Source organism: Streptococcus sp. SGI.013, from assembly GCF_050315295.1.
In the GTDB taxonomy this organism is placed as follows: domain Bacteria; phylum Bacillota; class Bacilli; order Lactobacillales; family Streptococcaceae; genus Streptococcus; species Streptococcus porcorum.
In genome coordinates this window covers 1-10,587 of sequence record NZ_JBNPOS010000043.1, presented here as the reverse complement: position 1 = coordinate 10,587, position 10,587 = coordinate 1, and the positions used below count along the sequence as shown (strand labels likewise).

12 protein-coding genes and 5 pseudogenes are annotated in these 10,587 nt (G+C 32.9%); 8 read left to right on the top strand and 9 right to left on the bottom strand.

What is annotated here, in order from left to right:
- On the top strand, positions 1-291 hold a 291-nt coding region (locus ACQRDX_RS08645), incomplete at its 5' end, for a hypothetical protein (protein ID WP_427896434.1).
- Positions 292-436: 145 nt separating this feature from the next.
- On the opposite strand, the gene ntdP is transcribed toward ACQRDX_RS08645, so the two are convergent.
- Positions 437-970 (bottom strand): nucleoside tri-diphosphate phosphatase, encoded by a 534-nt coding sequence (gene ntdP, locus ACQRDX_RS08640; protein ID WP_427896432.1) that lies wholly within the window; start codon positions 968-970, stop codon positions 437-439.
- Positions 971-1,116: 146 nt separating this feature from the next.
- Here ntdP and ACQRDX_RS08635 point away from each other — a divergent pair, with 146 nt between their 5' ends.
- A complete protein-coding gene (locus tag ACQRDX_RS08635; protein ID WP_427896430.1) occupies positions 1,117-1,245 on the top strand; it encodes a hypothetical protein in 129 nt (42 codons plus the stop codon).
- Between the two features lie 828 nt (positions 1,246-2,073).
- Here ACQRDX_RS08635 and ACQRDX_RS08630 read toward each other — a convergent pair.
- From ACQRDX_RS08630 to ACQRDX_RS08620, 3 genes are all read right to left on the bottom strand, one after another.
- Positions 2,074-2,601, bottom strand: coding sequence for a hypothetical protein (locus tag ACQRDX_RS08630; RefSeq protein ID WP_427896428.1), 528 nt, complete (start codon positions 2,599-2,601; stop codon positions 2,074-2,076).
- Positions 2,602-2,992: 391 nt separating this feature from the next.
- The gene (recX, locus tag ACQRDX_RS08625; protein ID WP_427896426.1) at positions 2,993-3,769 is read right to left on the bottom strand and encodes a recombination regulator RecX; all 777 of its coding nucleotides are present in this window, start codon (positions 3,767-3,769) and stop codon (positions 2,993-2,995) included.
- 48 nt (positions 3,770-3,817) lie between these two features.
- Complete coding sequence (locus ACQRDX_RS08620; protein ID WP_427896424.1) at positions 3,818-4,030, bottom strand: KTSC domain-containing protein; 213 nt, start codon at positions 4,028-4,030, stop codon at positions 3,818-3,820.
- Between the two features lie 266 nt (positions 4,031-4,296).
- On the opposite strand from ACQRDX_RS08620, the pseudogene rlmD reads away from it, so the two are divergent.
- Positions 4,297-5,646: pseudogene (gene rlmD, locus ACQRDX_RS08615) on the top strand (23S rRNA (uracil(1939)-C(5))-methyltransferase RlmD); the annotation flags it as partial.
- Between the two features lie 320 nt (positions 5,647-5,966).
- On the opposite strand, the gene ACQRDX_RS08610 reads toward rlmD, so the two are convergent.
- From ACQRDX_RS08610 to ACQRDX_RS08595, 4 genes are read right to left on the bottom strand one after another with little or no spacing between them, the layout of a single operon-like run.
- The gene (locus ACQRDX_RS08610) at positions 5,967-6,179 is read right to left on the bottom strand and encodes a hypothetical protein (protein ID WP_427896423.1); all 213 of its coding nucleotides are present in this window, start codon (positions 6,177-6,179) and stop codon (positions 5,967-5,969) included.
- Positions 6,160-6,858 carry a hypothetical protein gene (locus tag ACQRDX_RS08605; RefSeq protein ID WP_427896421.1) on the bottom strand — a complete coding sequence of 233 codons (699 nt, stop codon included), beginning with the start codon at positions 6,856-6,858 and terminating at the stop codon, positions 6,160-6,162. Before ACQRDX_RS08605 ends, ACQRDX_RS08610 begins: the two co-directional genes overlap by 20 nt.
- Positions 6,859-6,888: 30 nt before the next feature.
- Positions 6,889-7,068 carry a plasmid recombination protein gene (locus ACQRDX_RS08600; protein WP_427896436.1) on the bottom strand — a complete coding sequence of 60 codons (180 nt, stop codon included), beginning with the start codon at positions 7,066-7,068 and terminating at the stop codon, positions 6,889-6,891.
- Positions 7,065-7,436 (bottom strand): hypothetical protein, encoded by a 372-nt coding sequence (locus tag ACQRDX_RS08595; RefSeq protein ID WP_427896419.1) that lies wholly within the window; start codon positions 7,434-7,436, stop codon positions 7,065-7,067. The genes ACQRDX_RS08600 and ACQRDX_RS08595 overlap by 4 nt, the downstream gene beginning before the upstream one ends.
- Positions 7,437-7,577: 141 nt before the next feature.
- On the opposite strand from ACQRDX_RS08595, the pseudogene ACQRDX_RS08590 reads away from it, so the two are divergent.
- From ACQRDX_RS08590 to ACQRDX_RS08575, 4 genes and pseudogenes are all read left to right on the top strand, one after another.
- Positions 7,578-7,790: pseudogene (locus ACQRDX_RS08590) on the top strand (topoisomerase C-terminal repeat-containing protein); the annotation flags it as partial.
- Between the two features lie 102 nt (positions 7,791-7,892).
- Positions 7,893-8,789: a ParA family protein gene (locus ACQRDX_RS08585; RefSeq protein WP_427896417.1), complete on the top strand. Its 897-nt coding sequence runs from the start codon at positions 7,893-7,895 to the stop codon at positions 8,787-8,789.
- A gap of 98 nt (positions 8,790-8,887) precedes the next feature.
- On the top strand, positions 8,888-9,097 hold the full coding sequence (locus ACQRDX_RS08580) for a peptide-binding protein (protein WP_000527318.1): 210 nt from the start codon (positions 8,888-8,890) through the stop codon (positions 9,095-9,097).
- Positions 9,098-9,113: 16 nt separating this feature from the next.
- Positions 9,114-9,191, top strand: a pseudogene (locus ACQRDX_RS08575) (antitoxin); the annotation flags it as partial.
- A gap of 1,078 nt (positions 9,192-10,269) precedes the next feature.
- Here ACQRDX_RS08575 and ACQRDX_RS08570 read toward each other — a convergent pair.
- Positions 10,270-10,383 (bottom strand): annotated as a pseudogene (locus ACQRDX_RS08570) (IS3 family transposase); the annotation flags it as partial.
- A gap of 110 nt (positions 10,384-10,493) precedes the next feature.
- Here ACQRDX_RS08570 and ACQRDX_RS08565 point away from each other — a divergent pair.
- Positions 10,494-10,587 (top strand): annotated as a pseudogene (locus tag ACQRDX_RS08565) (CadD family cadmium resistance transporter); the annotation flags it as partial.

The window sequence follows — 10,587 nt, the reverse complement described above, 5'->3', positions numbered from 1 at the left end:
GTGAAAAGAAGACTTAAAGGTCTTCTTTTTTGTTTATCCTATAAAATTAGTTTATTATTAAGTTTAGTTGGTGTTTTTTTGAATAAGAGGAGTTTCAGTGATAGTCGCTTTAGGGTTGAATTAAAAGTAACTTCAATGACGCTTGTTGTATTTTATGTGATTTACTCTAACTCTAATTTATACTCAAAAAGGCTCCATAATCTTTTTTATAGTGGTAAATCCACCATTATGGAGCCTAGATATAAAGAAGAAAAGATTTTTGCGGTCTGGATGCAATGGACAAAAGGATAATTTTTATATATAAAAATTATCCTTTTGTATTATATGCCCTAGAGTTCTTTCCTAGGGGAATTTTTTACTATAAAAAGAAGGTTGATTTCTCTTTATATAGTTGTGTTTTGATTTATGATAAAAAAGGGATGTAATCGTGACAACTTTATCGTTTTTTCAATTCAAGATAACGTTTATACCAAATTGAGACATAGGATTCTGAGAATGGTCCTTTACCTTTATTGATCCAATCAACTAAAATTTTAACATGTTCTTTTAAAATATAGTCAATTTCTGTAGGGTATCCCATCTTTTTTTTATGAAGCTCATACTCGTCAACATCAAGAAGTTTCTTTTCGCCATCGGCAAAAACTTTAACATCTAGATCGTAATCGATGTATTTTAGTGCTTCTTGATCTATAATGTGAGGACTTGCTATGTTGCAATAGTAGGAAACACCATTATCTCGAATCATTGCAATGATGTTAAACCAATATTTTTTATGAAAATAGACAATAGCGGGCTCTCTGGTAACCCAGCGTCTGCCATCACTTTCAGTGACTAAAGTATGGTCATTTACTCCTATTACAGCGTTTTCTGTAGTTTTTAGTACCATGGTATCACGCCAAGTACGATGGAGTGTGCCATCATGTTTATAGCTTTGAATTGTAATAAAGTCGCCTTCCTTAGGTAATTTCATGTGTATCTACTTTCTAAAAAGACGTTTATCTGTTTCAGTATAGCATATTTCAATAAAAATATCATCCTTTTTGTTGAAAGTAGCTATAAATATTTGTAATCTTACCATAAACATGAGACTCCTAGAAATCAAAAAGGAATCTTCTCATGATTAGTATATCATCAAAGTTTCGTATCTTGTCACATACTCTAGAAACACGTTACCATGCTGTTAGATCTGTCAATGTTGACAAGTTTTTCAAAAACTTCTCCCATGTGCTGGAACAAGTGGTTTGATAGTATTAAAGATTCTCTGAAAGACTGTTCTTATCTCCATCTGAAGTTGTTTCGACTATCACATCATCTCCATATAAGTAGAATTTTTGAAAGTAGTCTGTTAAATCCCATCAAATTAAACCATTTTTTCTTATCTTAAAAAGATGCCCGCAATCTGCAGACACCTTGTGATAAATTTTTTAGTTAGATTTGATACTCTTGATAGATCATTTAGTAGAATAGGTATGAACTGAGCCCAGTAAGTCTCGCAGACGGTTTAGATTAAATGAGGGGAATCACTATGAACTCCTCAAGTCATAATATCTATTATCTAAACGAATGACTCTCTAGTGAAACTTCCCTTGATAAAGCAGATTAAATAACAACTGTAGATTATGCTCTGGTTTAGTTTGTAGCTCAAGGATAGGTCTGACGGCATGTTCGACATAAGTATTAGCTTCTTATTAGCTTTTAAATCATTTACTATATTGAACTTTATTGGTTGATCGATTACTAATTTTTTTATTTTAAATTGTCCCTTATTATCAAATTCATAAGTCGTTAAACCAGTATTGAATAGGAAGACATTGTCGTCGGTTCTTGATAATTAGAAATAAAAAAATCTCCATTATAATCATACATTAATTCTGAATGATGAGGTTTTTTGAGATAATAAAGCTCCTTAAGGGAACAAATCCATTCTGGATTTGTTCCTTTTTTATGTGGGAGGCATTGGGTATAGTATCCAGAGTATCTACTAAGGTTAAAACTGATAGTATGCCAGCTCCATAGTGCTATTAAGGTGACAAGGAGGATAGACCATTTTCTTAATATCATGATGATAGTTTTCTATTCAAATCGTTTTTGATAGATCTTATTGAACAGCCATTGTAAGTTCACGCTTGGTTTTGTCTCCATCTTTTCAACAATGGGATTGATCACCTCATCCACATAGCTCTGTGCCTCTTTTTGTCTGACAGCACTCTTGTCATAAATGTCTTTCTTGGTATCAGATTTTTGATAAGAGTATCTATAAAATTTACCACTTTTTGTAAAGTAATAGAAATGATAGTTTTCGATATTATATTCTTTTAAAAATCCTACTCCATAGCTCATATTATCATTATCATAAGTTTGCATTAATACATATGAACTATCCTTGATAATTGAGTTATGACCATCTGTATCGTATCTTAAACCTTTGATAGAGGATTCTCCTAGATAGTCTAGATAGTCTAAAATAAATACCATTTCAGGATTAGCACCTTTTTCGTGGGGGATATGCTTGGCATAATAGATGAAGTAGGTGGAAAAATTATGGTCAATATAAAGGAATCTGGTAATAGAGCCAATGGCTATTACAACAATTGTGATCATTATTCTTTTGATAAAAGGCATTTTTTATTGATTATCTCCGACGTCTTTACTTGATTTCTTGATAGGTCTATTCACTTTTCTAATAACAGGTGCTACTCGTCTAATACCTTTTCTTACAGTCTGAAAAACAGGTCTTGCCACTCTCACTCTTTTAAAGGGGGGCGGTAAGATTACAGTGGATATGAGCGTTTTAAAATAAAAAGAAGATTCCTTGATATGATAAGAGTAGTACCACTCATCAAAAAGAAATCTTCTCATGATTAGTATATCATAAAAGCTTCGCTACTTGCTATATAGCCTAGAGACGCACCACTAGGTTGTTAAGACTTATCGAAATAGCGTCTTGTACCTTGTTAATGATGTGAAAATTAAATAGCCATTCTGAAGAATGCTATAAATATTCTTTTAGAGCTTGTTTGATCTTTGAGAAATCATATCCTTTTCTAGAAAGATTTTGTAGAATGCGTTGTTGTAAGTCATATCCATCGTAGCGACGGCTTAATTTTCGATAGACTTTATCTAGATCTTTATAAATTAATTCCTCTTCTAATTCGTCATCTTCTTGGATTTCTAAGTTTTGGACGGCAGCTTTGCTTTCTGAAAGGCTGAATCCTTTTGCTAAGAGTTGTTGAATGATTTTATCTTTTAGTGCTTTGTAAGGAAGCTTATCTTGGTATTTGCGTAAGCTTTTTTCAGCTAATTGATAACTCAGCTGACTGCTGTCATAATCTTTTAATAAAGAAGTGATGATATCTGTGTCAATGCCTTTTTCTTTGAGTTTTTGAGAAAGAATGTAGGGCCCTTTATTACCATTATGGAGATTCTGACTGAGGTAATTTTCTGCGTAACGTAAGTCGTTAATCCAATTTTCTTTTTCCAAAACAGTGATAATTCTAGGGATATATTGTGTTTCAATCCCTTGTTTTTTGAGGTAATCTTGAATTTCTTTCTTGCTTCTTTGTTTGAAGGACAGATAGTAAATGGCTCGATTTTTTCCGTGTGAAAATTGGGCGAAGTCTTTAATCTGATCAAGTGTGGATTGGTCGAGCTCCATTTGTTTGGTTAACATGAAGTGCACAATGGTGTCTTCTGTGACATAGAGATGATCAGTATGATCAATTTCTAATAAGTAGAGATGTTTTTTCTTTTCAATTTTTGTGATTTTCATAGTATTTATTATAGCAAATTTCTACTTTTAACTGTTTTTTTGTTATTTTTAAAGGTTATGGCCTTTTACTTTCGTGAATGGATGTGATTTTCCGATGAGCCTAATCTTTTTATCAATTGATCCTGTAGTGGCACGGATGTATTCTTCTTCAGAAACATCATGATACTGGTGAATTAAGCCAGAGTGGTATTCTACTTCTAAAACCTTATTTTCCCAACCAATTGATTTGATCATACGGGCCGTTACATGTTTTCTTTGCATTGGAGCTCTCCTACTAGTAGTTTGATGATATAAGAAAGATTGACCTCTCATTGTACTTTGATATGTCGATAGGGAGGTTTTACAAGATTATATCAAGATTTTTAATGGTATGTGTAATGTTTTGTTTAAAATGAAAAATAGGAGTCCTTATTCTATGAAAATATATGGAATCGACTAAATCATTTTCTAGAGAAGGGTAGGAAATACATGTCCAAACTTTTGTGGTAGAATAAGTAAGAAGAAAATTTTTTAAGAAGGTTAATAAGATGATATTAAAGCTCAAGCAACGTATTCCTTTGAAAATAAAGCGGATGGGAATCAATGGTGAGGGGATTGGTTTTTATAAGAAAACCTTGGTTTTTGTGCCAGGTGCTTTAAAAGGTGAGGAGGTTTTTTGTCAAGTCACAGCAGTAAAACGCAATTTTGTTGAGGCTAGGTTACTAAAAATTAACAAAGTCTCTCCTTTTCGAGTAGATCCTGCTTGCTCCATTTATGAGAAGTGTGGCGGTTGTCAATTGATGCATCTGCGATATGATAAACAATTAGAGTTTAAGACAGATGTTTTAGCGCAAGCATTAAAGAAATTTAAGCCAGAAGGGTATGAGAGTTTTCATTTAAAACCTACACTTGGGATGGAAAAACCAGTGCATTATCGTGCTAAATTGCAGTTTCAAATTCGACAATTTGGACAATCCCTTAAAGCAGGTCTGTTTGCAGAAGGCTCACATCGTTTAGTAGAGATTAGGGACTGTTTAGTACAGGATCAAGATACCCAAGCTATCATTAATGCCGTCGTTAACTTATTGGATAAGTATCAAATTCCAATTTATAATGAACGGAAAATTCAAGGGATTCGGACGGTAATGGTCAGAAAAGCTCAAGCAAGTGGACAGATTCAATTAATCTTTGTTACGAGTAAGGAGGTTCGTTTAGGGCCTTTAATCAAGGAGCTTACTGAGGCATTTTCCGATATTAAAACTATTGCGGTTAATTATAATCGTAGTAAGACGAGTGAAATCTATGGTGTAGAGACGGAGATTATTTGGGGGGATGATGCTATTTTTGAAGAGGTTTTAGATTATAGCTTTGCATTATCTCCTAGGGCTTTCTATCAGCTTAATCCTAAACAGACACAGATTTTATATGGTGAAGCTGTCAAGGCACTTGATGTGACGGCAGAAGATGATTTAATTGATGCTTATTGTGGTGTGGGGACAATTGGATTTGCTTTTGCCAATACAGTGAGGTCTGTGAGAGGGATGGATATTATTCCAGAAGCTATCGCAGATGCGAAGCGAAATGCGGCTAGTATGGGCTTTCAAAATACTTATTATGAAGCAGGTTTAGCAGAGGAGCTTATTCCTAAGTGGTATAGAGAAGGATATCGTGCCTCAGCTTTAGTGGTTGATCCCCCTCGCACAGGCTTAGATGAAAAGTTGTTAGAAACTATTTTAAAATATCAACCTGAAAAGATGGTCTATGTGTCTTGTAATGTGTCAACACTGGCAAGAGATTTAGTGAAACTTGTGGGGATTTATGAGGTAGTCTATATCCAATCAGTAGATATGTTTCCGCACACTGCACGAACCGAGGCGGTTGTGAAATTGTCCAAACGAGATATCAACCATCATATTGATCTTGAAATCAATGAAGAAGATCTCAAAGATATTTCTGTCAAGAAGGATGCCACTTATTCAGAAATCAAAGATTATGTCTTTAGAAAATTTGAATTAAAAGTATCTACCCTTAACATTGCACAAGTAAAAAGGAAACTTGGGATAATCGAGCGAGAGAACTATAATCACTCTAAGAAAGAAAATCAAAGAGTTCCAAATTGTCCACCCAAAAAAGAACAAGCTATCATCGATGCGTTAACTTGGTTTGGAATGATTGAGTAATTAAATAAATTAAAAAGTGCAGAATTGATCTGCACTTTTTAACGTTCATAATCATTTGTATTGCGATTTTTACTTATTTGTTTTTGGTGTAATTTTTTGTGTTTTTCGATGCGTTCAAATACTTTTTTCTTATCATTTTCAGTGAGATAGTTTTGAAAATCTTCGTATAGGTTCATTGCAGGCTGCACTTCCTTCAATAGCGAATCCATTTTTTTCTCCGCTTCTTTTTGTTCAGCGTACTGACCTCTCATGTTGAAGTTGTACTCTAGCTCTTTTCAATTCACCAGTTAATTGGCTAATTTTTTGTTTTAATCCTTTGACAATACTATTATTTAAGACTTTATCAATAAAATCGTCTAAAATTTGTTTCATAGGTTTGGTATTTACTTGGTATAACATTTTTTCAAAAATTTTTAAAGGTACAACAGCGAATTTTTCTTTTTTTCCAATTAGTCCACGTTCCTCTACTTTAAAGTCCTTGGTAAATAGGTAATTCTTATCCTCTTTAATTCCAATATCCTTTAATAATTGTTCGTTGATAGCATTTATAGCTTTTTCTTGAGCTAATAGTAATTCTAGTTTATCAGCTTTAGCTTCAAACTTTTCATCTAACTTATTAACAGACTCTTGCTTTGAATGGATGACATTATCATATTGTTCAATTGATTGTGTTTTTCTATCAATCTCTTTTTCAAGTGTATTCAACTTCTCTTTCTTTTTTGCAAATTCTTTTTCTACTTTTGAGACCTCAGAAGTGATTTCAGCTTTAATCTCATTCAGTTTCTTTCCTTTTTCCTCCTCAAGTTCAGCCATCATTTCTTTATATTCACGCATGTCTTTAATCTTGTTCGTACCTACTTTTTTACGTTCGACTGCCATTTCTTTCAACATTGTCTCAAGGACTTTAATTTCGTTGTTGCGAAAAGCCATAAGTTGAAATTTTCCTTTTTCTGTAAATCCCTATTGCTTCAATGCTTTTGAAAAGCTTGGTTGTTTTGAAAGACCATTTTTGTAACCAGTTGCGACAGGAACTACATTTAAATGTAAATGCGGAGCACCTTTTCCATCCCAATGCACTACTGCATTATAAACACGGAAATGTGGATGACGTTTTTCGAAATCTTGTGCATATTTAGCTATATATATATCCCTATGTTGAGTTTATATCCTTCTGGTAATTCATCCCAATCCGCTTTTGATCCAATACCAATGATAAACTCTCTTTGTTGATCTAAGGTATCAAGTTTACCAACATGTTTATAATAATCCTTGATTTTTCGATCATTTCTTATCTGCTTTTCATTGTATTCCTGCAAAGAAGGTCCAAATTCCTTTTCATATAGCTCTCGAATATCTAATTGTTTAACTACAATATTTTGATGACTTTTATCTCTAAGAATATGTGAATGTTCTGGGCTCTTCCATTCTTTTTCTGTTAAATCTCTATTATTATGTCGAATGTTTGTCATTCTCGGATTTGTTTTAAATGAAATAGTTAATTTTGGCATCACGTATACTCCTTAAAAATTTTTCTTTAATACAGTATGCCTTAAAAACTCATTTTAAAAATTTGAGAATGAATTTATTGGGAACTATCCCTGAACCAAGTAATTAATTACTGATGTTTTATTCTTTAGGACTGAAATCTATCGTTTTATGGTTGTTCAAATTATCCTGAATGTAAGTTTACTTTAGCTGAACATTTTAGAAAGAAAAAACTCACCAAAACAAATGTAAAAGAATTACTAGAGGGAAAAGAAACCCTGGTAAAAGGAATCAAAACGAAAGATAGAAAGTCCTACAATGCCGTTGTAAAAATCGGAGAAAAGGGATATATTGATTTTATCTCTTTTTCAAAATAAGCATAAAAGCCCTTTAAAGAGGGCTTTTATATATTAATCACAAATCACTTATCACAAATCACAAGTGATTAATCACAAATCACTTGTGATTTGTGATTCCTAATGATACAATATTACTATACAAAAAAAGAATGGGGCGTAGTTATGGAGAAGGAAGAACTCAAAATACTTGAAGAATTAAGACGTATTTTAAACAGTAAAAATGAAGCGATTGTTATCTTAAACAATTATTTTAAAGGTGGTGTTGGAAAGTCAAAATTATCGACTATGTTTGCTTACTTGACAGACAAATTTAATTTAAAAGTTTTAATGATCGATAAGGACTTACAAGCAACATTGACAAAAGACTTAGCAAAAACATTTAAGGTAGAATTGCCACGTGTTAATTTTTATGAAGGACTGAAAAATGGAAACTTGGCTTCTTCTATTGTTCATTTGACTGATAATTTAGACTTGATCCCTGGCACGTTTGATTTGATGTTACTGCCAAAATTAACTCGCTCATGGACTTTTGAAAATGAAAGTAGATTGCTTGCTACTCTTTTAGCACCTTTAAAAAGTGACTATGATCTCATTATTATTGATACTGTACCAACGCCAAGCGTTTATACAAATAATGCAATCGTGGCAAGTGATTACGTCATGATCCCTTTACAAGCAGAAGAAGAAAGTACAAACAACATTCAAAACTATATTTCCTATTTGATTGATTTACAAGAACAGTTTAACCCTGGACTAGATATGATCGGTTTTGTTCCTTATTTAGTTGATACGGACAGCACAACGATAAAATCAAACCTGGAAGAACTGTACAAGCAACATAAAGAAGATAACTTGGTTTTCCAAAATATTATCAAGCGAAGTAATAAAGTAAGTACCTGGTCTAAAAACGGCATTACAGAACACAAAGGCTATGACAAAAAAGTTTTGTCTATGTATGAGAACGTATTTTTTGAAATGATTGAGCGAATCATTCAATTAGAAAATGAAAAAGAATAGAATCACAAATCACAAGTGATTAATCACAAATCACTTGTGATTTGTGATAGGTGATGATAAAATAAATAGTAAGAAGAAATAGAAAGAAGTGAGCGATCGTGGGAAATTTAGGCGCACAAAAAGCAAAACGAAATGATACGCCAATCAGCGCAAAAAAAGATATAATGGGGGATAAGACGGTTCGTGTTCGTGCCGACTTGCACCATATCATAAAAATCGAAACAGCAAAGAATGGCGGAAACGTAAAAGAAGTTATGGATCAAGCCTTAGAAGAATATATACGGAAATATTTACCTGACAAACTTTAAAAGGAGTGAAAATGAAATGGCAGTTACGTATGAAAAAACATTTGAAATAGAGATCATTAACGAATTATCGGCAAGCATGGAGACCAATCTCTTACTATTAGAATGAAATTGACACCTTAACGAGTCCATTATAGAAAAATGTATTGACTATTTAAGTAATCCATATTTAAGCGATTAATGGTTTTGTATAGTTGACCATTTTGGCTGTAATAATGGATTCATAAATTACTCCATGATTGAAAAACATTGGCTAATAAAGTAATCCATGTTTGTAAAATAAAAGGCCAAGTAAAGTAGTCCATAATTGTATAATATATGGCTGAATAAACTAGTCCATATTCTCTAAATTAATGGACTAATTAAAGAAGCCCATATTTTCAAAAATAGCGGACCAATAAAGTAATCCATTCTTTAACAGATAATGGTTTTATAAAGTTACCCATTATGACTTAAAAAATGGATAGATAAATGACCCCATTATTTTTGTAGAAAAGTGATTATTTAAGATTGGTATCTTAATTTCTAAATTATCAATATCTTAAAATTTTGTGTTATGATTACTCGAATAGCGAGCAACGGCGAGGCGCTCCGCTATTCCTCGCCAAATAAATTAGACTCAATGATTTTCATTAAAAAAATTTGAGAAGCAAGTAACAGAGGTTTTTGTTACTTTTTGTCAAAAAGTAACGTTTTTGTAGTTTTGACAACCCTACGGTTCATCAAAACTACAAACGCTCTGCCGAGGGCTATGGGTTGCACCCCTTTTTTGACCCTCACGGTTCAAAAAATTCACTGCTTTTTCGGCCCACAAAAGTGGCCTCGAAAAAATCGGCGCGAACTACGCACCGAAAAAATTGCTTCACGCAATTTTTGCTTGCCCATCTTTTGCTGATAATTTCAGCTGCGCTAAAATTATCAGCAAAAAATGGTCTTCGCCCGTCGCACGAATCAACGTGCGATTTGTCCGCGAACAGCGCAGACAAAAAAGAGAGATCTTATAACTCCCTCCCATGCTTATTAACTAGGCTATTACTCTAGTTAATGTTTGCAATTAGACATATATTCATCATACGAGATTTCCAATGGCTCATAAATCGAAATAGTTTTAAACTCAATCAACGGTCGTGGGACTGACCCCAAAAAAGTGAGAATTTAATAAAAACACCCTAGGGCTACCGTCTCCGGTATTCAACCGGAGACAGGTAGTCCAATTTTTGTTGGATTCTTTTTTCATTATAATATTTGATGTAATTTTCTACAATTTGAATTACAATATATTTCTGAAACTACACAATACAAATATTGACATGCAATTATTAATTGGTGGATTTTAAGTTGACATCTATAAAGTTTAATGTTAGAATACATTCAAAAATATATTTGAATGAGGTGTTTTATGATTCAAAATATTGTTACTTCAATAATCCTGTATTCTGGGACAGCCGTAGACTTACTTATTATCCTAATGTTATTTTTTGCCAAAAGAAAAA